Origin of the sequence: Micromonospora sp. NPDC050695, from assembly GCF_040654415.1 — a bacterium.
Classification (GTDB): Bacteria; Actinomycetota; Actinomycetes; order Mycobacteriales; family Micromonosporaceae; genus Micromonospora.
The window spans coordinates 141,988-163,254 of sequence record NZ_JBFAHZ010000002.1 but is presented as its reverse complement, the minus strand read 5'-3'; the positions used below and the strand labels follow the sequence as shown (position 1 = coordinate 163,254).

Sequence of the window (21,267 nt, the reverse complement as noted above, 5' to 3'; positions counted from 1 at the left end):
CGTCAGCAGAACCACCCGTCCTGCACCCAGCCGCGCCGGTTGATGTACCCGTAGGCGAAACCGTAGACGTAGCCGCCGCTGCGCGGACCCTCGACGAGGAACGTCTGACCCTGGTAAAGGGTGCCCATCCAGGCGCCGTTGGGCTGGGTGCGGACGAACAGGTCGCTCGCGCACACCGTCTCCCGCTCGCCGATCGTGCCGTTGGCCGCCTGCGCCGGGGTCGGCGGGGCGAGCGTCGCGGCGAGGACTCCGGCCAGTAGGCAGGTGGTCACCCGGGTGCTCCGCCGGCTCACCATGAGTCGTACCCGCCGATGCACTCGGCGCGGAGGTAACCCCAGTCGTTCGGGCCGAAGTCGAAGGACGCCGCCCACCCGTTGTAGACCGGGTGCGCGCCCGGCGTGTGGCCGATCTTGTTGCCGTATTCGAGGGTGCGCTTCAGGCCGGTGGGGCCGCCGGCGGAGTCGTAGTTGGCGTAGAAGCTGGCGCTCTGGCAGACCACGATGGCGTGCCGTGGCACCACCGGGTCGGCCTGGGCCGGCGTGGCGCCCAGGGCGGCGGTGGCCGCTCCGGCGGCCAACACAGCGATCCCGGTGCGGATTGGACGGGGCATGCCCACCTCCGAGGTGCCGAAACTTTCCTACCGCCAACCCTCCCGACGAGGTCGATAAATGTCGATGGTCCTGGCGCGGCTGGCCTGGGACCGGGCGACGTCGGCCGCCCGCATATCCGGCAACCCGACGGGAAAGCGCGTGGCGTCCGACAGCCCGAAACCGGAGCAGGAGACAAACATGCCTTTCGTCACCGTGGGGACGGAAAACTCCGCGCCCATCGACCTGTACTACGAGGATCACGGATCCGGCAAGCCGGTGGTGCTGATCCACGGCTTCCCGTTCAACGGGGCGACCTGGGAAAAGGTGACCAACCAGCTGCTCAACGCCGGATACCGGACGATCACCTACGATCGGCGTGGGTACGGCAACTCCGCCCAGCCGACGTTCGGGTACGACTACAACACGTTCGCCGCGGATCTCGACGTGCTGATGACCGAACTGGACCTGCGCGACGCGACCCTGGTCGGTCACTCGATGGGCACCGGCGAGGTCATCCGCTACCTGGGCAACTACGGATCGCAGCGGGTCAGTCGGGCTGTGGTGCTCAGTCCGTTGCAACCGATGCTGGCCAAGGCCCCGGACAACCCGGAGGGCGTGGACACGAGCCTTTTCAAGGGCTTCCAGCAGGCCATCATCAAGGACCGCTTCGCCTACGTGACCCAGTTCTGCGACGCGTTCTTCAACTACAGCGAGAACAAGGGCAAGCTGGTCAGCGAGGAGGCGTACCGGGCGCACTGGCAGATTGGTGCGATGGCCTCCGCGAAGGGCACCCACGACAGCGTGGACGCCTGGCAGGAGGACTTCCGCCCCGACCTGCCGAAGGTCGATGTGCCGCTGCTGATCGTGCAGGGTGACAAGGACAACGTGCTGCCCTACCCGGTGACCGGCCAGCGGCTCGGGCCGATGATGCCCACCGGCCAGCTGATCACGCTCAAGGGCGCTCCGCACGGCATCCCGTGGACGCACGCCGACGACGTCAACAAGGCGATCATGGACTTCATGAAGCAGCCGGCGAAGGCTCGCGCCTGACCCGTACCGGTAGCCGATCGGACGCCAGCGCCGTGCGGCGCTGCGACACCCGGCCCGCGGTTCGCACCGGGGCCGGGTGTCGCCGGCTGTCAGGCCCGGCGGGCCACCACCGCGCCGTTGGCCCCGGGCGCGTCGAACGGCACGGTACGCACGTCCACGAAACCGGCGTCGCTGAGCCAGGCCGCGTACTCGGCGCCCGAGTAGTTCCGCCCTCCCTCGGTTTCGACGAGCATGTTCATGCCCATCAGCGCCGCCTCCGGCGGCCCGGTGCGCTCGTCGTTGAGCAGCAGCTCGCAGACGACGATCGCCCCGCCCGGCGGCAGCGCCGCGTGGCAACGGGCCAACAGCGCCCGGTTCGTCGGCTCGTCCCAGTCGTGCAGGATCATGCTGAGCAGGATGACGTCGTGCCCGTCCGGTAGCGCCGGGTCGGCGAGGAAGTCACCGGCCACCGCGTCGACCCGACCGGACAGCCCGGCCTCCGCGATCCGCTCCCGAGCGCGGACGCAGACGTGCGGCAGGTCCAGGACGGTCGCCCGCAGCTCGGGCAGCCGCCGACAGAACTCGATCGGGAACGCGCCGGCCCCGCCGCCGACGTCGAGCAGCCGGCGGTGCGCCGAGAAGTCGTACGCGTCGGCCAGCGCGCTGGCGGTGAAGCTGGACGTGGAGAACATCGCGTCCCAGAACTGCGCCAACATCTCCGGGTCGGCGGTGTCGAACATCGACTGTTGGGATTCCGGGTCCCAGGTCAGCGGCCGATCCGTGCGCAGGGCCTCGCCGATGCGGTGCCAGGGCAGGTAGGTGCGCAGATCCGAGTAGCGCACCTGCGCACCGAAGTAGTACGGGCGACCCTCGACCAGGAACTGCTCGGCCAACTCGGAGTTGCGGTAGCCGTCGCCGGCCTTCTCCAACAGGCCGAGCGAGGCACTGGCGGCCAGCAACAGGTCCGCGGGCCGGTCGGGCAGCCCGAACTCGGCGGCGACCTCCTCGACGGTGATCGTCCGTCCGCCGGCCAACCTGGTGAACAGGCCGAGTTCGACGCCGACGGCGAGAGTCTTGAACCCCCACACACCGGCGACCAGGCGCATGAGAGGAGTCGGAGTGATCATGCCGACATGGAAGCACAGACCTGGACCGTCCACAGAGGCGTGTCCCATCTGCCAGCGGACGGTCGCTCACCATGGTGACCCCCGTCGGGTGATTGCGTGACAGTGCGCAGCGCTGCGGCCATCAGAGCGTCGAGATCTTCGATGCCACCGCTTTCGGCCCAGCGCACGATCGCCGCAGTCGCCGTCGCGATACAGGCACCGGTGGCGACCGACACCTCGAACTCGTTGTCGTCGTCGTCGGCGAGCGCGTCGACGATGTAGCGCTGTGTCTGGTACTGCCCGTCCCACATCCGCGACCACAGTCAGGCCCGGATCAGCGTCACCAACCCGGCGGCCACCAGTACGCCAGCCCAGAGCCGATCCACGTTGAACCACGCCCGACGCAGCACCCCGACCCCGAGCACCTGGTAGACCAGCATCGCCACGGCCAGGGCGGTGCCGAGCATCGCCACGGTGTGCACCCCGGCCGCGGCGAGCCCGGACAGCGCACCCACCGGGGCGGCGGCCAGGTGCCCGGAGTGGCCTCCGGGCACCGGCTCGGCCACCAGCGCCGGCAGCAGCATCAGCCCCGCGCCGTGCGCCGACGACATGAGGAAGGACCAGCCGGCGAGCTGCGCCGCGGACAGCCGCATCCCCGCCCAACGGAAGTGTCGCTCGGAGAGCAGGCGCCACAGGCCGAACGCGACCAGCAGCACCCCGCCGACCAGGTGGCGGCGCAGCGCGCCGAAGGCCGGATCGTCCGGCGTACGGGTGGGGGCCAGGTCGACGGGCAGGTCCGCGACGATGCGGCCCTCGTCGAGGAGCAGGATGCGGTCGGCGAGCAGCAGCGCCTCCTCCACGTCGTGGGTGACCAGCAGGGCGGCGAAACCGTGCTCGGCGCGGAGCCGGCGCAGCAGGATCTGCATCCGCAGTCGGGTCAGCGCGTCGAGCGCGCCGAACGGTTCGTCGAGCAGCAGCAGGTCCGGTTCGCGGACCAGGGCCCGCGCCACGGCCACCCGTTGCGCCTGCCCGCCGGACAACTCGGCGGGCCAGGCGCGGTGCCGTTCGGAGAGCCCGACCTCGGCCAGTGCACGCCGGACCCGCCCGGCGACGTCCGTACCGGACAGCCCCAGCCCGACGTTGTCGGCCACGCGTTTCCAGGGCAGCAGCCGGTGCTCCTGGAAGACGACCGCGGCGGTGCCGTGCAGGACGGTCGAGCCGCTGGCCTCGCCGTCCAGCCCGGCGAGGATCCGCAGGAGGGTGCTCTTGCCGGAACCGCTGCCGCCGAGCAGGGCGACGACCTCGGCGCGGGCGATGCTCAGGTCGACCCCGGCCAGCACGACCGTCGGCCCGAACGCCCGGCGCACCGCGTGGGCGGTGAGCACCGGAGCCGCGCGGTTCAGGTGGCCCGCAGTCCGCGACGCCATGTCAACATCCTCCTCTCCACCACCCGCAACGCAAGGTCGGATATCAGCCCGAGCAGGGCGTAGACGAGCAGGCCGAGCACCACCACGTCGGTCTGGCTGAACTCGCGCGCCTCCATCATCAGAAAGCCGATTCCGGTCTGGGCGTTGACCTGTTCGCCGACGACCAGGCTGAGCCAGGCCGCCCCGATCGCCAGCCGCAGCCCGAGGAAGAGGGATGGCAACGCGCCGGGCAGCACCACGTGGCGCAGCCGCGCGGCCTGTCCCAGGCCGCAGGTACGGGCCGCCTCCACCAGGCGCTCGTCGATGTCCCGGATGCCGGCGTAGGTGTTGAAGTAGATGGGGAAGAACGCGCCCAGGGCCACCAGGCTGATCTTGAGCGATTCCCCGATCCCGACCCAGATGATCAGCAGTGGGACGAGGCCGAGGTGCGGCAGCATCCGGGCCATCTGCACCGGCGGGTCGACCAGGTCGTCGCCGAGCCGCAGCAGCCCGGCCACGGTGCCCAGGACGAGGGCCAGGAGGCCACCGATCAGCAGTCCCGCCCCGGCGCGGGTGAGGGAGTCGAGCAGGTGGATGGCGAGCGTCCCGTCCCGGGTCAGCCGCCAACCGGTGGCCAGGACGTCGGTCGGCGCCGGCAGCTTCTCCGGCGCGAGCAATCCGGTCCGGGCGGCCAACTCCCAGCCCAGGACCAGCGTCACCGGGCTGACCAGCCGCAGCCATCGCCGGGCCGGCCGCGGTCGCCGGGGCGCGGCGACCGCGCCGGGGGCCTCGGCCAATGTCGTACGGCTCACTGGAAGACCGCACTGAACCGGTCGTCGACCCGGGATCGGATGTCGACCGGCCCGGGGATGAGGTCCAGGGCGATGAAGCTGTCGGTGATCGCCTGGAGTTCGTCACCGATCGCCGGGGTGACCGGTGCGAGGGGTTTGGCGCTTCGGGCCAGGGCGCGGCTGGTGACGTCCTGCGGAATCTTCAACTCCGGTGCGAGGGTGCTGGCCCGCTGCTCGGGGTTGGCGATGCCCCAGTCGGTCACCTCGCGGTAGCGCTGAAGGAAGGCCTTGACGTCGTCCGACCGCTTGCTGACCGCGTCGGGGGCGGCCAGGACGTACTCGCGGTTGCTGGCCAGGCCGGTGGCGTCGGCGAGCACCTGGACCCCCGGCTGCTCGGCCAGGGCGAAGTACGGGTCCCAGATCACCCAGGCGTCGACCTGGCCGCTGTCGAACGCGGGCCGCCCCTCCGCGGGTTTGAGGTACTTGACCTGGATGTCCTTCAGGGTCATGTTGTTCGCCTCGAGCAGCCGGACCAGCAGCCAGTGCACGTTGGACCCCTTGTTCAGGGCGACCGTCCTGCCCTTGAGGTCGGCGAAGCTGCGGAAGCCACGGTCGGCCTTGACCAGCACGGCCTCGCCCTGCGGGATGGGCGCCGAGGTGCCGATGATGGAGAACGGGATCTTGCCGGCCGCGGCGAAGACGGGTGGCGCCTCGCCGACCTGTCCGATGTCGATGGAGCCGGCCTTGAGCGCCTCGGTGAGCGCCGAGCAGCTCGGCTTCGTCGGCGCGCTCACCCCGACCGGTGCCTGGTGCGAAGACGCCTGGTTGAGTACGGCGATGCTCACCGAGGTGACCGAACGCCTCAAGTTCCTGGTCGCCTTCCGACCCGGACTGCTGGCACCCACCCTCGCCGCACAGATGGCCTCGACCTTCCAACGGCTGTCCCGCGGTCGCCTGCTGCTCAACGTGGTCACCGGCGGCGAGTCACACGAGCAGCGGGCGTACGGTGACTTTCTGGACAAGGACGCCCGCTACGCGCGAGCCGACGAGTTCCTGCACGTGGTGCGCGCGCTGTGGCGGGGTGAGACCGTCGACCACACCGGCACCCATCTGCGCGTCGAGCAGGCACGCCTGCACCGGCTGCCCGATCCGGTGCCGCCGGTCTACTTCGGTGGGTCGTCCGCCGCGGCCTTGCCGGTGGCGGTGCGGCACAGCGACGTCTACCTCACCTGGGGCGAGCCGCCGGCCCTGGTCGCCGACAAGCTGGACCGGGTCCGCGCGCTTGCCGCCGAGGCCGGACGCGAACTGCGCTTCGGCATCCGGCTGCACGTCATCCCCCGGGACACCGCCGAGCAGGCGTGGACGCAGGCGCGCCGCCTGCTCGACGGCATCGCCGAGGCCGACATCCGGGCGGTCCAGGAGGGGCTGCGGCGCAGCGAGTCCGAGGGGCAGCGCCGGATGCTCGACCTGCACGGCGGCTCCCGCGACGGGCTGGAGGTCGCGCCGAACCTGTGGGCCGGGGTCGGGCTGGTGCGGGGCGGAGCCGGCACCGCCCTCGTCGGCAGCCACGCGGAGGTCGCCGACCGGATCGCCGAGTACCACGCGCTCGGCATCGACGAGTTCATCCTCTCCGGCTGTCCACACCTGGAGGAGGCGTACTGGTTCGGCGAGGGTGTGCTGCCGATCCTGCGGGACCGAGGGCTGTGGCGGCACCCCGACGGCCCGCAGGGCACGGCGAACCAGGTCGACGTCCCGTTCGCCGGCACACCGACGCCTCGCCCGCGACACGCATCCGTGATCGTCGGCAGCTGAGCTACTCGACACGCCGCCCGCAGCGCTGCTGAGCTGCCAACGATCGCCGCATCGGCTCCTAGGCGGCTCGGCCGGCCATCCGCCGGCCGATCCGCCGCCCGGCGAGGCTCACCAGGGCGCTACCGACCGCCATCCCGACCAGCACCAGAATCGCCCCGACCGCCCACAGGCCGCTGTCGTCGGTCCCTGCGGCCCGCCACGACCACACCGCCGTGAACGCCACCGTCATCACCGGCGCCACCAGCCACGGGCTGAGCCGCGTCCCGGCGAGCGCGGCCAGCAGCACGAGCGTCACCACACAGCCGACCACCTGCCACGGCTCGTACGGGCCGCTGCTCGCACCGGTCTGCGCGTCGACCGTGTACCGGGTGTCCCAGCCCAGCCAGAGGATCCACGCCCCGACCGTGGCAGCCGCCAGGAACAGAACACCGAGCAGTGCGCGCGTACCCCTCGTCGCCGTCATCCGGCGATCATCCCTCGCGTTTCCGCGTACCGGAATGGGGGCCGGCCTGTTGCCCCGGCCGGCGGCGATCCTCTACGGTCTGCTCAAGCGGTGGGCGGTGCGGTCCGCATCCGACCGGACACCGCCGGGTGCTCGTCGCGCGGGCCGGGATGGTGGAGTCCCGGGACGCCCCGTCGGCGGCGAGCCCGGCGGTCGTGTGACTCCAGCTCGTACCCCGGGTGATGCTGCCCGGCGCGGCTCCGTGCGGAGCCGACGGCGAGCCGGGCACGCCGATCCCCACCGGGAGAGCCCGTGTTCCTCAGCCCGCACGAGCAGGACCGCCTGCTCGTCCACGTCGCGGCCGATGTCGCCCGCGCCCGCCGCGCGCGCGGCCTGCGCCTCAACTACCCCGAAGCCGTCGCGGTGATCACCGCCTTCCTGCTCGAAGGGGCCCGCGACGGCCGGTCCGTGGTCGACCTCATGTCGGCCGGCCGGGCCGTGCTCGGCCGCGACGACGTCCAGGACGGCATCCCCGAGCTGCTGAGGGAGGTGGAGGTGGAGGCGACGTTCCCGGACGGCACCAAGCTGGTGACGGTGCACCACCCGATCCCGTGATTCCGGGGGAGATCCTGCCGGCCGCCGACCCCGTCGAGATCAACGTGGGTCGGCCGGTCACGACCCTGGTCGTGGTCAACACCGCCGACCGGCCGGTGCAGGTGGGTTCGCACTACCACTTCGCCGAGACCAACCCGGCGCTGTCGTTCGACCGGGTCGCCGCCCGGGGGCAGCGCCTCGCGGTGCCGGCGGGCACCTCGGTGCGGTTCGAGCCGGGGGTCAGCCGCAGCGTGGACCTCGTACCGCTCGGTGGCGCACGCATCGTGCCGGGGCTGCGCGGGGAGTGCGCCGGCCCACTGGACGACGCGCCGACGGCCGACGGGCCGGCGCGGTGAGCGCCGTGCGGCGCGACCGCTACATCGACCTGTACGGGCCCACCACCGGTGACCGGATCCGGCTGGCCGACACCAACCTGCTCATCGAGGTCGAGACCGACCACTGCGTGGGTGGCGACGAGGTCGTCTTCGGCGGCGGGAAGGTGATCCGCGAGTCGATGGGGCAGTCCCGCGCCACCCGCGCCGAGGGGGCGCTGGACACCGTCATCACCGGCGCCGTGGTGCTCGACCACTGGGGCGTGGTCAAGGCCGACGTGGGGCTGCGCGACGGACGGATCGTGGCCCTGGGCCGCGCCGGCAACCCGGACACCATGCCCGGTGTCCACCCCGACCTGGTCATCGGCCCGGCCACCGAGGTGATCGCCGGCAACGGTCGGATCCTCACCGCCGGGGCGGTCGACACCCACGTGCACTTCATCTGCCCACAGATCGTCACCGAGGCGCTGGCCAGCGGCATCACCACCCTGGTCGGCGGCGGCACCGGGCCGGCCGAGGGGACGCGGGCCACCACGGTCACCCCGAACGCCTGGCACCTGGCCCGCATGCACGAGGCGCTGGACACCCTGCCGGTGAACGTGCTGCTGCTCGGCAAGGGCAACACCGTGTCCAGCGAGGCGCTGTGGGAGCAGTTGCGCGCCGGTGCGGGCGGTTTCAAGCTGCACGAGGACTGGGGCACCACGCCGGCGGCGATCGACGCGTGCCTGCGGGTGGCCGACGCGTCCGGCGTCCAGGTGTCGATCCACACCGACACCCTCAACGAGGCCGGTTTCGTGGCCGACACCCTGCGCGCGATCGGCGGCCGGGCCATCCACTCGTACCACACCGAGGGGGCCGGTGGCGGGCACGCGCCGGACATCATCACGGTGGCCAGCGAACCGAACGTGCTCCCGTCGTCGACGAACCCGACCCGGCCCTACACCGCCAACACCCTCGCCGAGCACCTGGACATGCTGATGGTCTGCCACCACCTCAACCCGTCCGTGCCGGAGGACCTGGCCTTCGCCGAGAGCCGGATCCGACCGTCCACCATGGCCGCCGAGGACCTGCTGCACGACCTCGGCGCGATCTCCATCATCGGCTCCGACGCGCAGGCGATGGGCCGGGTCGGCGAGGTGATCCTGCGGACCTGGCAGAGCGCCCACGTGATGAAGGACCGGGTGGGCGCGCTGCCGGGCGACGGGGCCGCCGACAACCACCGGGCCCGGCGGTACGTGGCGAAGTACACGATCTGCGCGGCGATGGCCAACGGGCTGGAACGGGAGATCGGCTCGGTCGAGCCGGGCAAGCTCGCCGACCTGGTGCTCTGGGATCCGGCGTTCTTCGGCGTACGACCGCACCTGGTGCTCAAGGGCGGGATGATCGCGTACGCCCAGATGGGTGACGCGAACGCGTCGATCCCCACACCGCAGCCGATGCTGCCGCGCCCGATGTTCGGCGCGTACGGCGCCGCGGCGGCCGCGACCAGCCTGGCGTTCGTGGCGCCGGCGGCCCTGGACGCCGGGCTGCGCCTGGACGTGCGACGGCGGGTGGTGCCGGTGAGCGACGTGCGGTCGCGGGGCAAGGCCGACCTGCCGGAGAACAACGCGATGCCGCGGATCGAGGTGGACCCGGACACGTTCACCGTCCGGATCGACGGCCAGGTGGTGGAACCGGATCCGGTGACCCGGCTGCCGATGGCCCAGCGGTACTTCCTCTTCTGATGGCGGCGTCCAGCCTGCTCCTGCTGCTGGCCGACGGGCGTTTCCCGGCCGGCGCGCACGCCCACTCCGGCGGCCTGGAGGCGGCCGTCGCCGCCGGCCGGGTCACCGACCTGGCGTCGTTGGAGGCGTTCCTGGTCGGCCGGCTGGCCACCGCCGGGCTGGTCGGCGCGGCGTTCGCGGCGGCGGCGCACCGGGCGGCGCTCGCCGGTGCCGTCGACCCGGCCGACCCGGCCCGGTCCGCCGCACGATCGCGCGCGCTGGCCCGGCTCGACGCCGAACTGGATGCCCGGACGGCCGCACCGACCCTGCGGGCGGTCTCCCGTCGGCAGGGCCGTGCCCTGCTGCGCGCGGGGCGGGAGATCTGGCCGCACGCCCCGTTCGGCGACCTGCCCACCGGGCCCGGGGGAGCACACCAGCCGCTGGTGCTCGGATTGCTCTGCGCGGCCGCCGGGCTGAGCCGCACCGAGACCGCCACGGTCTCCGCGTACGCGACGGTGACCGGTGCGGCCAGTGCCGGCGTACGCCTGCTCGGCCTCGACCCGTACCGGGTCCAGGCCCTGCTGGTCGGGCTCGCCGACGCCTGCGACGGCACCGCCGCCGACGCGGCCCGGGCCGCCGACGACCCTCCGGAGCGGCTCCCGGCCGCCGCCGCTCCGCTCGCCGACATCCATGCCGAAGTTCATGCCACCTGGGAGGTGCGTCTCTTTGCGTCCTGACACTGTTGTGCCGACCGCTGTGCCCACGACCGACCCGACCCCACCGCCAACGCCCGCTCTGCCGCACGACGAGAGCGTTCCGCACACCCATCCGGAGCCGGGGGTGGACCCGCATCCGCCGCTGGCGCGGGCTGGCCGGGCGCTGCGGGTCGGCATCGGCGGCCCGGTCGGGTCCGGCAAGACCGCCCTGGTGGCGGCGCTCTGTCGGGCCTTCGCCGGTGAGTTGCGGCTCGGGGTGGTGACCAACGACATCTACACGACCGAGGACGCCGATTTCCTGCGGCGGGCCGGCGTGCTGGACCCCGCCCGGATCCGCGCCGTGGAGACCGGCTGCTGCCCGCACACCGCCATCCGCGACGACATCGGCGCCAACCTCGACGCCGTGGACGAGCTGGCCGAGACGGTCGGCCCGCTGGACCTGGTGCTGGTGGAGAGCGGCGGGGACAACCTCACCGCGACCTTCAGTCGAGGTCTGGTCGACCGGCAGATCTTCGTGGTCGACGTCGCGGGCGGGGACAAGGTGCCCCGCAAGGGCGGGCCGGGGGTCACCGCCGCCGACCTGCTCGTGATCAACAAGACTGACCTGGCCCCCATGGTCGGCGCCGACCTGGGGGTGATGGACCGGGACGCGCGCGCCCGGCGCGGTGACCTGCCGACCATCTTCTTGTCCATCGTGGCCGATCCGACGGCGGGTCGCGTCGCGGAGTGGATCCGGCACGAGCTGGCTCACCACGCCGCCCTGCATCCGCTCGCCGCGCCGCACGGCCCGGCCTGATGCGGGCACTCGCCCGGCTGGTGGCCCGCGCCGACGGTCAGGGCGGCACGGTCCTGGTGGAGCTGCACGGTGAGACGCCGCTGTTGCTGCGCCAGACGCCGAGCGAGGGTGGTGTCGCCACGGTGCACGTCGTCGGCGGGGCGGCCGGCCCGCTCGCCGGCGACGACCTGCGGCTGGACATCGAGGTGGGGCCGGGGGCCGCCGTCCGGGTGCACTCCGTCGCCGCGTCGGTGGCCCTCCCCGGCCGGCCCGGCGCCGTGTCGCGGATGGCGGTGCGGGCCGTGGTGCACGGCGGGGCGGCGCTGCACTGGCTGCCCGAGCAGCTGGTGGCGGCGGCCGGCTGCGCACACCTCGCCGAGTCGCGCGTCGAGCTGGCCGCCGGGGCGAGCCTGCGCTGGCGTGACGAGCTGATCTGCGGCCGGTACGGCGAGGCGCCCGGCGGCGCGGTCGTGCACACCCAGGTCGACTACGCGGGCCGGCCGCTGCTGCGCCAGTCCCTGGCCGTGGGACCGCACGCGCCGGGCTGGGCCGGACCCGCGGTGCTCGGCGGCGCGCCGGCCACCGGGTCGCTGCTGGTGGTCGACCCGTCCCGGCCCCCCGAAGCGGCGACGGCCGACGGCAGCGTCGCCCGGCTGCCGCTGGCCGGCGGTCCGGCGACACTGTGGACCGCCACCGCCCCCGACGCGCACACCTTGCGCGCCCACCTCACCGTCTAGGAAGCCATCCTGCTGGTCTGGCGTGGTGCTGGGCGCTGACCTCGGCCACCCGCGCCGCACGTGCGGCGGGTCTTGCTGTCGAGCGTGATGCCTGTGAGTCATCAAGATGACTCACAGGCATCACGCTCGAGGTCCAAGGTCGCGCCGGGAGACCCGGGCGAGCCGGGCGGCAGGTCAGCGCTTTGGACCGACCGCGTCGGCGTGCCCCCGTTGGCGGGCCGGGTCGAGCCGAGCGATCAGGTTGTCGAGCTGAACGACGAGGTCAGCGGCCTGGGGCACACCCAACTCGGCGAGGCTGGCCCGGACCCGCTCGTCCAGGCGGGCGTGCTCGCGGCGGCCCCGAGCGGTCAGGTACGCGCGGATCCGTCGACGGTCGAGCGGATCGATCCGGCGGAACACGAGGTTACGGTCGACGAGTTGGTCGACCATCTTGGTGAGGGTGCCCGGTGGCAACGACGCCTCGGCGGACACCTCGCTCATCGGGTGGCCCTGCCCGTCGGCGAGCAGGCACAGCACCCGCCACGCCTCGATGGTCAGCCCGTCGTCGGCCAGTACGACGCCCAGACGGCGGGAGAGCAGCCGTTCGGCGCGGGTGAGCGAGCGCAGCAGGTCGGCTGGCGCCCCGGGCACGTCTGACATGGAGCTCCCTGGTCCGGTGGCGCTGTCATCGTAGCGAGTCGTCCCGGTCCGTGGTGAGCTCTGGTCTTCCGTCGTGGGCCGGGCAATCATGTGCTCATGTCCGAGCCGGCACCCCCGTGGCTCACCGTCGACCGGGCCGTGGTCAGCATCGCGCTGGTCTACCCGATGCGGGGGCCGGCGGGGATGTTCGGGCCCACCTGCGAGCTCTGCGCCCAGCTCGCGGTCGAGGAGATCAACCGGTGTGGCGGGGTGCTCGGCCGGGAGGTACGCCTCGTGCCGGTCGACGGCGGCGCCCCACCCGCCGAGGTCGCCGCGCAGGTCGAGGCGCTGGTGTCGGTCGGGGCCGTGCAGGGGGTGACCGGCTGGCACATCTCCTCGGTGCGGCAGGCGCTGGCCCCCCGGGTGGCGCACCGCGTGCCGTACGTCTACACGGCCCTGTACGAGGGTGGTGAGCGTACCGAGGGGGTCTATCTGACCAGCGAGACGCCGGACGCCCAGCTGTGGCCGGCGATGCGGCTGCTCGCCGGGGAGCAGGCGGTGCGTCGCTGGTTCGTGGTCGGCAACGACTACGTGTGGCCCCGGCGTACGGCCCGGGCCGCCCAGCGGTACGCGCTGCGCGGCGGTGGACGGGTGGTGGGTCAGGCGTTCCTGCCGTTGGAGACGCACGACTTCGACGAGGTGTTGGGCCGCATCGAGCGCAGCGAGGCCGATGCCGTGGTGATGCTCCTGGTCGGCGCGGACGCGGTGCGGTTCAACCGGGCGTTCGCCCGCAGTGGTCTGGACCAGCGGTGTCTGCGGCTGAGCACGCTGATGGACGAGAACATGCTGCTGGCCAGCGGTGCCGGCGCGACCCGTCGGCTGTACAGCCCGGCCGGTTTCTTCGCCGGCCTGGTGACCCAGGAGAACCTCGACTTCCACGGCGAGTTCGCCCGCCGGTTCGGGGTGGAGGCGCCGCCTCTGGGCAGCCTGGGGGAGTCCTGCTACGAGGGCGTCATGCTGCTCGCCGCGCTGATCGGGCAGGCCCGCACGCTCGACGTACGGGCGATCGAGACGGCCGCGGACACCGTGGCGTACCACGGGCCGCGCGGGCGGTTGCGGCTACGGCGCCGGCACGTGCGGCAGCGCATCTACCTCGCCGAGGCCGACGGGCTCGACTTCACGGTGCTCGCGCAGCTCTGAGGAGCGGCCCGGTGGGTCGGACCCTTGACAGCCGCACCCGACGCGGCCCTAAGATACTTCCTGCGTGAAGTATCTGCCCTCCGGGTCGGATGCGACCAATGCGCGTCCATGGTCGGCGAAATCGTTCGCCGACCATTGTGGTGGCAATTTTCCCCGAGATTTCTCCAACGGTCGGCACCGTCTATCCGCGACGGTGTCGGCCGTCTTTGGCGTGCGCGTCGCGGTGGTGCGGGAAACAGTCAATTAAGGACCGGGAAACACGAGCGCGATGATGTCGGTCGACGCTTTGCCTGCCCGTATCCGATGCGATGCCCGGGCGGCGTCCACCCGTCGACCCCGGCATCGCCACATCCGCTCCACCGGACCGCACCGACCGTCCAAACGTCACGTGAGTGCACCGCAGGGAGAATAGATGTCACTGTTCCGGGGCCGCCGCATCCTGGCGGGTGCCATGACCCTCATCGCCGCGGCCGCGATGACCGCGTGCGGCAGCAAGACCACCGACGAGAGCAGCGCCGCCGGCGTCAGCGCCGACGTCTCCGGCGACACCGTCAAGGTGGGCCTGCTCAACTCGCTCTCGGGCACCATGGCGATCAGCGAGGTCACCGTCCGCGACTCCATCATGCTCGCCGTCGAGGAGATCAACGCGGCCGGCGGAGTGCTCGGCAAGAAGATCCAGCCGGTCGGTGAGGACGGCGCCTCGGACTGGCCCACCTTCGCGGAGAAGGCCGAGAAACTCATCTCCGAGGATCGGGTGGCCGCCGTCTTCGGCTGCTGGACGTCGGCCAGTCGCAAGGCCGTCAAGCCGGTGTTCGAGAAGAACAAGGCGCTGCTGTTCTATCCCGTGCAGTACGAGGGTCTGGAACAGTCGCCCTACATCTTCTACACCGGAGCGACGACCAACCAGCAGATCGTTCCCGGGCTTGACTACCTCAAGTCGCAGGGCGTGAAATCGGTCTATCTCGTCGGCAGCGACTACGTCTTTCCCCGTACCGCCAACAAAATCATCAAGGCGTATGCGGCGGCGAACGGGATGACCGTGTCGGGTGAGGATTACGCGCCGCTCGGCTCCACCGAGTTCGGCACGATCGTCAACAAGGTCAAATCGTCCGGCGCCGACGCGGTGTTCAACACGCTCAACGGCGACAGCAACGTGGCCTTCTTCAAGGAGTACAAGTCGGCCGGGCTGACCGCCGCCGCGATGCCGGTGGTGTCGGTGTCGATCGCCGAGGAGGAGGTCAAGGGCATCGGCACCCAGTACCTGGAGGGCCAGCTGACCGCCTGGAACTACTACCAGACCACCCCGGGCGCGGCGAACTCGAAGTTCGTGGCCGCGTACAAGGCGAAGTACGGCGCGGACAAGCCGACCAGCGACCCGATGGAGGCTGCCTACGTCGGCGTGTACCTGTGGAAGGCGATGGTCGAGAAGGCCGGCGCCTTCGACGTGGAGAAGGTCCGCGCCGCCTCCGACGGGATCACCTTCGACGCGCCGGAGGGCCTGGTCACCGTCGACGGCAAGACCCAGCACATCGCCAAGACCGCCCGGATCGGCAAGATCGGCGCGGACGGCCTCATCACCGAGGTGTGGAACTCCGGCAAGCCGGTCGAGCCGGACCCGTACCTCAAGACCTATCCGTGGGCGAGCGGCCTGAGCTGACGACGCCGGCCCGGGCGGGGCGCGTCGCCGCGCGGCCCACCCGGGTCACCCGACCAGCAGTTCGGAGTACCCACCGTGACAGTCCTCTTCGGTCAACTCTTCACCGGTATCAGCATCGGCGCGGTGCTGCTGCTCATCGCGCTCGGCCTCGCGCTGACCTTCGGCCAGATGAACGTGATCAACATGGCGCACGGTGAGTTCATCATGGCCGGCGCGTACACTACGTACGTCCTGCAACAGAGCATCACCGGGGCCGGCCTGTCGCTGGTGGTGGCGCTGCCGGTGGCGTTCGTGGTCGCCGGCGCGATGGGTGTGCTGCTGGAGATCCTGCTCATCCGCCGGCTCTACGCCCGGCCGCTGGACACCCTGCTGGTCACCTGGGGTGTGTCGCTGATGCTGCAACAACTCGCCCGGGACATCTTCGGCAGCCCGAACGTGCAGACCCGCGCGCCGGAGATCCTCACCGGCAACGTGGCGCTGCCCGGCGGGCTGACCATCGCCAACAACCGCTTGTTCATCCTGGCCCTGGCGTTGGCCGCCGTCGCGGCGCTCACCCTGGCGCTGCGGCTCACCCCGCTCGGGCGCCGCATCCGCGCGGTGGTGCAGAACCGCGACCTCGCCGCGGTGTCCGGCATCGCCACCTCCCGGGTCGACCGGACGACGTTCTTCGTCGGCTCGGGCCTGGCCGGGCTCGCCGGGGTGGCGCTCACCCTGCTCGGCCCGATCGGCCCGACCATGGGCACCAACCTCATCATCGACGCCTTCCTGGTCGTCGTGGTCGGCGGGATCGGCCAGCTCAAGGGCAGTGTGATCGTCGCCTTCGCCCTCGGCGTGCTCCAGGCCACCGGGGAGTACCTCACCACCCTCAGCGTCGCCAAGGTGATCGTGTTCGTGGCGATCGTCGCGTTCCTCCAGTGGCGGCCACAGGGCCTGTTCACGCTGCGGACCAGGAGCCTCGCATGACCGCCGTCACCCCCGCGCCGCCCGGCACCGCCGTCGACCCGGCGCCCGCCGGCGTCCTACCACCGGGCCGGTCACCGGGCCGCTCGCGGCTGCGGACGGCGGCCGGCTTCGCGTTCGGCGCGGCCCTGCTGTTCGCCGTGGCGCCGCTCGTGCTGTCGGACTTCCGGTTGGCCCTGCTCGCCAAGTACCTCTGCGTCGCCATGGTGGCGGTCGGCATCGGGATCGCCTGGGGTCGGGGCGGCATGCTCACCCTCGGCCAGGGCGTCTTCTTCGGCCTCGGCGGCTACGCGATGGCCATGCACCTCAAGCTCGCCGACGCGGGTCCGGGTGGGATGCCCGACTTCATGCAGCTGTACGGGCAACTCGACGAACTGCCCCTGTGGTGGCGTCCGTTCGCCAGCCCCTGGTTCGCGCTGCCCGCCACGGTGCTGCTGCCGATGGCGGTCGCGTTCGGGCTGGGCTCGCTGGTGTTCCGCCGCCGGGTGCGGGGCGCGTACTTCGCCATCCTCAGTCAGGCCCTCGCGGCCGCGATGGTGATCCTGCTGATCGGGCAGCAGGGCACCACGGGCGGCACCAACGGGCTCACCGACATCAAGGGCTTCTTCGGGTACGACCTGGACGACCCGGTCAACCAGCGGATGGTGTACTTCATCATCGCCGGGACGCTGCTGGCGTTGCTCGCGCTGACCCGTCAACTCATCCACAGCCGCTACGGGGAACTGCTGGTGGCGGTCCGCGACGGTGAGGAACGGGTCCGCTTCCTCGGCTACGACCCGGCGACGGTCAAACTCGTCGCATACGTCGTCGCGGCGGGCATGGCGGGGCTGGCCGGGGCGCTGTTCGTGCCGGCGGTGGGCATCATCTCGCCCGCGTTGATCGGCATCGTCCCGTCGATCGAGTTCGTCATCGGGGTCGCGGTGGGCGGCCGGGCGACCCTGCTCGGCCCGGTGCTCGGCGCGGTGGCGGTGGCCTGGGCGCGTACCGCCCTCTCCGAACGCTTTCCCGGCACCTGGACGTACCTGCAGGGGTTGCTCTTCGTGGTCGTGGTGGCGTTCCTTCCCGGCGGCCTGGCGTCGCTGTGGGCGTTGGCCCGCCGCCGTGACGACGGCGCGGAACCGGCCCCGCGCGGGTGGTCGGTGCTGGGTCGACGACGTGCCGGGCGGACGGAGGTGCCGGCGGCATGAGCGACGAGCGGCTGGACGGGTTGTCCGTCCGGGACGTACGGGTCAGCTTCGACGGCTTCACCGCCGTCGACGGCGTCTCGCTGGAGGTGCCCGCCGGTGACATCCGGTTCCTGATCGGGCCGAACGGCGCCGGCAAGACCACCCTGGTCGACGCGATCACCGGCCTGGTCCGGGCCACCGGCTCGGTCCGGTTCGGTGACGAGGAACTGCTCGGCCGTGCGGTGCACCGGATCAGCAGGCTGGGCATCGGGCGCACCTTCCAGACGTCGTCGGTCTTCGAGGAGCTGTCGGTGCTGCAGAACCTCGACATCGCGGCGGGTGCCCGGCGCGGCTGGGCGACGCTGGCCCGCCGCCGTCGGGGCATCCCCGACGAGGTGGCCGCCGCGTTGGAGACCATCGGGCTGGCCGGGCGCGCCGAGCATCTCGCCGGGACGCTCGCGCACGGCCAGAAACAGTGGCTGGAGATCGGCATGCTGCTGGTGCAGGACGCGCGGCTGCTGCTGCTCGACGAGCCGGTCGCCGGGATGAGCCATGAGGAACGCGACGCCACCGGCGCTCTGCTGGAGACGGTGAGCCGGGACCGCACGGTCGTGGTGATCGAGCACGACATGGACTTCCTGCGCCGGTTCGCGCGCAGCGTCACGGTGCTGCACGCCGGGCGGGTGCTCAGCGAGGGCACGGTGGCGCAGGTCCAGGCGGACCCGCGTGTGCAGGAGGTCTACCTTGGCCACCCGGTCGACGCCGGGTCGGCCCCCACCGGCCGGGAGGCATGATGCTGACGCTGCGCGGGGTGCACGCCGGGTACGGGCGCTCCCGGGTGCTGCACGGGGTGGACCTCGCCGTCCCGCCCGACGGGGTGGCCGCCGTGCTGGGGCACAACGGCGCCGGCAAGAGCACCCTGCTGCGGGTCGCCGCCGGCCTGCTGCGTCCGAGCGCCGGCACGGTCGAGCTGGACGGCGAGGACGTCACCCGCCTCGGCCCGCACGAGCGGGTGGCGCGGGGGATGGCGTACGTCCCGCAGGGTCAGCAGTGCTTCCCGCACCTGACCGCGGCGGAGAACCTGCGGCTGGTCGCCGACGGCCGCCGCGACGGGGCGGTGGCCACGGCGGAGGTGCTGGACCTGTTCCCGGCGCTGCGTCCGCTGCTGCGGCGTCGGGCCGGGCTGCTCTCCGGCGGTCAGCGCCAGCAGCTGGCCATCGCCCGCGCGCTGATCACCCGGCCGAGGCTGCTGATGCTCGACGAGCCGACCGAGGGCATCCAGCCGTCGGTGGTCGCCGAGATCCAGGAGCGCATCGTCGAGCTGACCCGGCAGACCGGGTTCGGTGTGCTGCTCGTCGAGCAACACCTGGGCTTCGCGCTGCGGGTGGCGGACCGCTACCACGTGCTGGAGTCCGGCCGGGTCACCTCGCACGGCGACGGGGGTGTCACGGCGGAACGGGAGGTCCGGGCGGCCCTGGCGGTCTGAGCTCGCCCCGTCGCCGCTCAGGTCGTCGGCGCGGGACCGGTCGAGTCGCGGACGACCAGCAGGTGCCCGGTGGGGCGGCGGCGGGGGCGCGCCGAGCGGGGCTTGAGGGCCAGGGCGAGCGCGGTGCGGCCCATCTCGGTCATCGGCAGCCGGATGGTGGTGAGGCTGGGGGCGAGGTCGGCGGCCACCGAGACGTCGTCGAAGCCGACGACCGACATCCGTGTCGGCACCGGCACGCGGCGGGATCGCAGTGTCGACAGCACGCCCATGGCCATCGCGTCGTTGAGGGCGATGATCGCGGTGGTTTCCGGGTGCTCGTTGAGGATCTGCTCGGTGGCCGCCCGCCCGCCTCCCCGGGTGAAGTCGCCGTGCACGACGGCCAGGTCGGCGGCGGGCAGCCCGCGCAGCCGTACGGCCGACGCCACACCGGCGAGCCGGTCGGCGACGGTGGTGAGACCGGCGCTGCCCGCGGCGACCGCGATCCGTCGGTGCCCGAGATCCATCAGGTGCTGGGCGAGCGCGAAACCGCCGGCCTCGTTGTCCGGCAGGACGGCGTCGACGCCGAGCGCGTGCCGTCCGATGGCGGCGACCCGGCCGCCGTGCTCCTGGAACGCCGCCAGCTCGGCGCGGGCCTCGGCCTCCACCCGCGGGTCGTCGTACCCCGAGCCGCCGATCAGGATGATGCCGACCCGCTGGGCGATGAGGTGACGAAGCTGTTGCAGCTCGTAGCCGGGGTCGCGGCCGGACTGGCAGATCTGCACGAGCAGTCCCTGTTCGGCGGCGAGGTGGATGACGCCGGCGGCGATCTCGGAGAAGTAGGGGTCGTCGACCTGGTGGACGATCAGTCCGACCGTGGAGCTGGCGCCCCCGGCCAGGGTGCGGGCGTACGGGTTGGCGACGTAGCCCAGCTCGCGGGCGATCCGCCGGATCCGGTCGGCCACCTCGGCGCTGACCCCGTCGCGGCCGGCGAGGGCACGGGAGGCGGTCGCCAACGAGACGGCGGCGTGTTCGGCCACGTCCACGAGGCGCGGCCGTTGGCTGGCCCTCGGCATCCGCAACTCCCCGGAAACATCCATGTCACCTGATCTATTGCCAGTGACGTTCATCGAAGCCTAGGGTACGTAAGCGCTTACGTAAGCGGTTACGTAGCCGGCACCGCCGTGCCACGAAACGAGGTGAACGCGATGTCCAGGGCCAGACGAGCCGCCGTCGCCACCGTCTCCCTGCTGGCGACCGGCGCGCTGACCGGCGCCGGCGCGCCGCCGGCGCAGGCGGATCGGAGCATCTCGCACGACGTCCACCCGGCCCTGCGAGCGCACCTGGTGGCCGCGTACGACTTCGACCACCCGGTGCCCGGCGACCCCGCGCTGGAGCGCGACCAGGGCCGCTCCGGCACCGAGATCGAACTGATCAACGGTGGCGCCGCCATGCGGGTGCCGGACCGCGCCTACCGGGGCAGCCGCAACGCGGTGCAGACCCGGCAGGTCGACCCGGCGGTCGCCGGCAACGACGACTGGAAGGCCGGCACCTGGTCGGCCAGCGGAGTACGCACGCTGCGCGCGTTCAGCGCCACCGGCGGCACCACCGTGATGGGCTGGTTCAAGCTGAACATGGACAGCCCGCTGCCCAACTCCACCACCGCCGACCCGGACGACCGGTACAACGCGATCGGCCTGGCCGGGGTGCTGACCGGCGACTCGGACGGTCACGGCGTCCGCGCCCTGCTGGAGCTGATCGACGTCGACGGGGACCTGCGCCTCGTCGCGCTCGGCCGACGCCTCGACGGCGGCAACTCGCAGACCTTCGCCGCGAGCCGGGACTGGCGGGAGCTGCTGCCGGCGGGGGAGTGGGTGCACCTCGCCGCCACCTTCGACTTCGGCACCGGCGCGCTCGCCCTCTACCGCGACGGCGAACCGGTGGACGGCTTCTACACCCGCACCGACGACCCCTGGCTCGTGTCGGGGCCCGGCCCGCACGTGACCACCGCCTCCGACCCCCGGGGCATCAAGATCGGCGGGAGCTTTCCGCAGGACACGCTGGAGCGCAACCCGTGCGACTGCCGCATGGACGGCCTGATGTTCCTCGACAGCGTGGTCTCCGCGAACGACGTGCGGAGGCAGTACCGCCACCTGGCCCGCTGACCACCC

The 21,267-nt window shown here is 72.2% G+C and carries 25 protein-coding genes and 1 pseudogene; 16 read left to right on the top strand and 10 right to left on the bottom strand.

Going from position 1 to position 21,267, the window contains the following annotated elements; translation table 11 throughout:
• Positions 1–2 precede the first annotated feature (2 nt).
• Both AB0H52_RS02380 and AB0H52_RS02375 read right to left on the bottom strand, forming a co-directional pair.
• Positions 3–272, bottom strand: a complete 270-nt coding sequence (locus tag AB0H52_RS02380; protein WP_357944709.1) for a hypothetical protein — start codon at positions 270–272, stop codon at positions 3–5.
• A 17-nt stretch (positions 273–289) separates the two neighbouring features.
• Complete coding sequence (locus AB0H52_RS02375) at positions 290–610, bottom strand: hypothetical protein (protein WP_357944706.1); 321 nt, start codon at positions 608–610, stop codon at positions 290–292.
• A 178-nt stretch (positions 611–788) separates the two neighbouring features.
• Between AB0H52_RS02375 and AB0H52_RS02370 the strand changes: the two genes are divergently transcribed.
• Positions 789–1,640 carry an alpha/beta hydrolase gene (locus AB0H52_RS02370; protein ID WP_151491375.1) on the top strand — a complete coding sequence of 284 codons (852 nt, stop codon included), beginning with the start codon at positions 789–791 and terminating at the stop codon, positions 1,638–1,640.
• 89 nt (positions 1,641–1,729) lie between these two features.
• On the opposite strand, the gene AB0H52_RS02365 is transcribed toward AB0H52_RS02370, so the two are convergent.
• The 5 genes and pseudogenes from AB0H52_RS02365 to AB0H52_RS02345 form a co-directional block, all read right to left on the bottom strand.
• Positions 1,730–2,746: a methyltransferase gene (locus AB0H52_RS02365; RefSeq protein WP_151491373.1), complete on the bottom strand. Its 1,017-nt coding sequence runs from the start codon at positions 2,744–2,746 to the stop codon at positions 1,730–1,732.
• On the bottom strand, positions 2,743–3,036 hold the full coding sequence (locus tag AB0H52_RS02360; protein WP_357944702.1) for a hypothetical protein: 294 nt from the start codon (positions 3,034–3,036) through the stop codon (positions 2,743–2,745). Before AB0H52_RS02360 ends, AB0H52_RS02365 begins: the two co-directional genes overlap by 4 nt.
• A 411-nt stretch (positions 3,037–3,447) precedes the next feature.
• Positions 3,448–4,152: pseudogene (locus tag AB0H52_RS02355) on the bottom strand (ABC transporter ATP-binding protein); the annotation flags it as partial.
• A complete protein-coding gene (locus tag AB0H52_RS02350) occupies positions 4,125–4,943 on the bottom strand; it encodes an ABC transporter permease (RefSeq protein ID WP_151491369.1) in 819 nt (272 codons plus the stop codon). The gene AB0H52_RS02350 and the pseudogene AB0H52_RS02355, both read right to left, overlap by 28 nt.
• A complete protein-coding gene (locus AB0H52_RS02345; RefSeq protein ID WP_225854644.1) occupies positions 4,940–5,716 on the bottom strand; it encodes an aliphatic sulfonate ABC transporter substrate-binding protein in 777 nt (258 codons plus the stop codon). Before AB0H52_RS02345 ends, AB0H52_RS02350 begins: the two co-directional genes overlap by 4 nt.
• Here AB0H52_RS02345 and AB0H52_RS02340 point away from each other — a divergent pair.
• Positions 5,667–6,734 carry an LLM class flavin-dependent oxidoreductase gene (locus AB0H52_RS02340; RefSeq protein ID WP_357944699.1) on the top strand — a complete coding sequence of 356 codons (1,068 nt, stop codon included), beginning with the start codon at positions 5,667–5,669 and terminating at the stop codon, positions 6,732–6,734. The two genes, AB0H52_RS02345 and AB0H52_RS02340, sit on opposite strands and share 50 nt — an antisense overlap.
• Positions 6,735–6,792: 58 nt before the next feature.
• Here AB0H52_RS02340 and AB0H52_RS02335 read toward each other — a convergent pair whose 3' ends face one another.
• Positions 6,793–7,197, bottom strand: a complete 405-nt coding sequence (locus AB0H52_RS02335; RefSeq protein ID WP_151491368.1) for a hypothetical protein — start codon at positions 7,195–7,197, stop codon at positions 6,793–6,795.
• Positions 7,198–7,488: 291 nt separating this feature from the next.
• Here AB0H52_RS02335 and AB0H52_RS02330 point away from each other — a divergent pair, with 291 nt between their 5' ends.
• From AB0H52_RS02330 to AB0H52_RS02305, 6 genes are read left to right on the top strand one after another with little or no spacing between them, the layout of a single operon-like run.
• On the top strand, positions 7,489–7,791 hold the full coding sequence (locus tag AB0H52_RS02330; protein ID WP_357944696.1) for an urease subunit gamma: 303 nt from the start codon (positions 7,489–7,491) through the stop codon (positions 7,789–7,791).
• Entirely contained in the window at positions 7,788–8,126 is a 339-nt protein-coding gene (locus AB0H52_RS02325) for an urease subunit beta (protein WP_151491364.1), read from the top strand. Before AB0H52_RS02330 ends, AB0H52_RS02325 begins: the two co-directional genes overlap by 4 nt.
• Positions 8,123–9,826: an urease subunit alpha gene (locus tag AB0H52_RS02320; protein ID WP_357944693.1), complete on the top strand. Its 1,704-nt coding sequence runs from the start codon at positions 8,123–8,125 to the stop codon at positions 9,824–9,826. The genes AB0H52_RS02325 and AB0H52_RS02320 overlap by 4 nt, the downstream gene beginning before the upstream one ends.
• Positions 9,826–10,542: an urease accessory UreF family protein gene (locus tag AB0H52_RS02315; RefSeq protein ID WP_357944690.1), complete on the top strand. Its 717-nt coding sequence runs from the start codon at positions 9,826–9,828 to the stop codon at positions 10,540–10,542. Before AB0H52_RS02320 ends, AB0H52_RS02315 begins: the two co-directional genes overlap by 1 nt.
• Positions 10,532–11,317 (top strand): urease accessory protein UreG, encoded by a 786-nt coding sequence (ureG, locus tag AB0H52_RS02310; protein ID WP_225854642.1) that lies wholly within the window; start codon positions 10,532–10,534, stop codon positions 11,315–11,317. The genes AB0H52_RS02315 and ureG overlap by 11 nt, the downstream gene beginning before the upstream one ends.
• Positions 11,317–12,033, top strand: coding sequence for an urease accessory protein UreD (locus AB0H52_RS02305; RefSeq protein WP_151491358.1), 717 nt, complete (start codon positions 11,317–11,319; stop codon positions 12,031–12,033). The genes ureG and AB0H52_RS02305 overlap by 1 nt, the downstream gene beginning before the upstream one ends.
• A gap of 174 nt (positions 12,034–12,207) precedes the next feature.
• On the opposite strand, the gene AB0H52_RS02300 is transcribed toward AB0H52_RS02305, so the two are convergent.
• Positions 12,208–12,672, bottom strand: a complete 465-nt coding sequence (locus AB0H52_RS02300) for a MarR family transcriptional regulator (RefSeq protein ID WP_357944686.1) — start codon at positions 12,670–12,672, stop codon at positions 12,208–12,210.
• Between the two features lie 96 nt (positions 12,673–12,768).
• Here AB0H52_RS02300 and AB0H52_RS02295 point away from each other — a divergent pair, with 96 nt between their 5' ends.
• The 7 genes from AB0H52_RS02295 to urtE all read left to right on the top strand — a co-directional run bounded on the left by AB0H52_RS02295 (position 12,769) and on the right by urtE (position 19,120).
• Positions 12,769–13,851, top strand: a complete 1,083-nt coding sequence (locus AB0H52_RS02295; protein ID WP_357944683.1) for a substrate-binding domain-containing protein — start codon at positions 12,769–12,771, stop codon at positions 13,849–13,851.
• Between the two features lie 64 nt (positions 13,852–13,915).
• Positions 13,916–14,098: a hypothetical protein gene (locus AB0H52_RS02290; RefSeq protein ID WP_151491355.1), complete on the top strand. Its 183-nt coding sequence runs from the start codon at positions 13,916–13,918 to the stop codon at positions 14,096–14,098.
• A gap of 165 nt (positions 14,099–14,263) precedes the next feature.
• Positions 14,264–15,508 (top strand): urea ABC transporter substrate-binding protein, encoded by a 1,245-nt coding sequence (gene urtA, locus AB0H52_RS02285; protein WP_357944679.1) that lies wholly within the window; start codon positions 14,264–14,266, stop codon positions 15,506–15,508.
• A 75-nt stretch (positions 15,509–15,583) separates the two neighbouring features.
• Positions 15,584–16,471 (top strand): urea ABC transporter permease subunit UrtB, encoded by an 888-nt coding sequence (gene urtB / locus AB0H52_RS02280; protein WP_151491349.1) that lies wholly within the window; start codon positions 15,584–15,586, stop codon positions 16,469–16,471.
• On the top strand, positions 16,468–17,655 hold the full coding sequence (gene urtC, locus AB0H52_RS02275; protein WP_151491339.1) for an urea ABC transporter permease subunit UrtC: 1,188 nt from the start codon (positions 16,468–16,470) through the stop codon (positions 17,653–17,655). The genes urtB and urtC overlap by 4 nt, the downstream gene beginning before the upstream one ends.
• Positions 17,652–18,428, top strand: coding sequence for an urea ABC transporter ATP-binding protein UrtD (gene urtD, locus AB0H52_RS02270; protein WP_151491335.1), 777 nt, complete (start codon positions 17,652–17,654; stop codon positions 18,426–18,428). The genes urtC and urtD overlap by 4 nt, the downstream gene beginning before the upstream one ends.
• The gene (gene urtE, locus AB0H52_RS02265) at positions 18,428–19,120 is read left to right on the top strand and encodes an urea ABC transporter ATP-binding subunit UrtE (protein WP_151491331.1); all 693 of its coding nucleotides are present in this window, start codon (positions 18,428–18,430) and stop codon (positions 19,118–19,120) included. Before urtD ends, urtE begins: the two co-directional genes overlap by 1 nt.
• Before the next feature lie 17 nt (positions 19,121–19,137).
• Here the strand turns inward: urtE and AB0H52_RS02260 are convergent, their stop codons facing one another.
• Positions 19,138–20,226, bottom strand: a complete 1,089-nt coding sequence (locus AB0H52_RS02260; protein ID WP_357944673.1) for a LacI family DNA-binding transcriptional regulator — start codon at positions 20,224–20,226, stop codon at positions 19,138–19,140.
• 78 nt (positions 20,227–20,304) lie between these two features.
• Between AB0H52_RS02260 and AB0H52_RS02255 the strand changes: the two genes are divergently transcribed.
• Positions 20,305–21,261: a LamG-like jellyroll fold domain-containing protein gene (locus tag AB0H52_RS02255; RefSeq protein WP_192580419.1), complete on the top strand. Its 957-nt coding sequence runs from the start codon at positions 20,305–20,307 to the stop codon at positions 21,259–21,261.
• Positions 21,262–21,267: the final 6 nt, after the last annotated feature.

Excerpts from the sequence above, each read along its gene's own strand:
- AB0H52_RS02375 (WP_357944706.1), bottom strand. The coding sequence starts at position 610 with ATGCCCCGTCCAATCCGCACCGGGATCGCTGTGTTGGCCGCCGGAGCG.
- AB0H52_RS02370 (WP_151491375.1), top strand. The coding sequence starts at position 789 with ATGCCTTTCGTCACCGTGGGGACGGAAAACTCCGCGCCCATCGACCTG.
- AB0H52_RS02365 (WP_151491373.1), bottom strand. The coding sequence starts at position 2,746 with ATGATCACTCCGACTCCTCTCATGCGCCTGGTCGCCGGTGTGTGGGGG.
- AB0H52_RS02360 (WP_357944702.1), bottom strand. The coding sequence starts at position 3,036 with ATGTGGGACGGGCAGTACCAGACACAGCGCTACATCGTCGACGCGCTC.
- AB0H52_RS02335 (WP_151491368.1), bottom strand. The coding sequence starts at position 7,197 with ATGACGGCGACGAGGGGTACGCGCGCACTGCTCGGTGTTCTGTTCCTG.
- AB0H52_RS02315 (WP_357944690.1), top strand. The coding sequence starts at position 9,826 with ATGGCGGCGTCCAGCCTGCTCCTGCTGCTGGCCGACGGGCGTTTCCCG.
- AB0H52_RS02305 (WP_151491358.1), top strand. The coding sequence starts at position 11,317 with ATGCGGGCACTCGCCCGGCTGGTGGCCCGCGCCGACGGTCAGGGCGGC.
- AB0H52_RS02300 (WP_357944686.1), bottom strand. The coding sequence starts at position 12,672 with ATGTCAGACGTGCCCGGGGCGCCAGCCGACCTGCTGCGCTCGCTCACC.
- AB0H52_RS02295 (WP_357944683.1), top strand. The coding sequence starts at position 12,769 with ATGTCCGAGCCGGCACCCCCGTGGCTCACCGTCGACCGGGCCGTGGTC.
- urtA (WP_357944679.1), top strand. The coding sequence starts at position 14,264 with ATGTCACTGTTCCGGGGCCGCCGCATCCTGGCGGGTGCCATGACCCTC.
- urtC (WP_151491339.1), top strand. The coding sequence starts at position 16,468 with ATGACCGCCGTCACCCCCGCGCCGCCCGGCACCGCCGTCGACCCGGCG.
- urtD (WP_151491335.1), top strand. The coding sequence starts at position 17,652 with ATGAGCGACGAGCGGCTGGACGGGTTGTCCGTCCGGGACGTACGGGTC.
- urtE (WP_151491331.1), top strand. The coding sequence starts at position 18,428 with ATGCTGACGCTGCGCGGGGTGCACGCCGGGTACGGGCGCTCCCGGGTG.
- AB0H52_RS02260 (WP_357944673.1), bottom strand. The coding sequence starts at position 20,226 with ATGAACGTCACTGGCAATAGATCAGGTGACATGGATGTTTCCGGGGAG.
- AB0H52_RS02255 (WP_192580419.1), top strand. The coding sequence starts at position 20,305 with ATGTCCAGGGCCAGACGAGCCGCCGTCGCCACCGTCTCCCTGCTGGCG.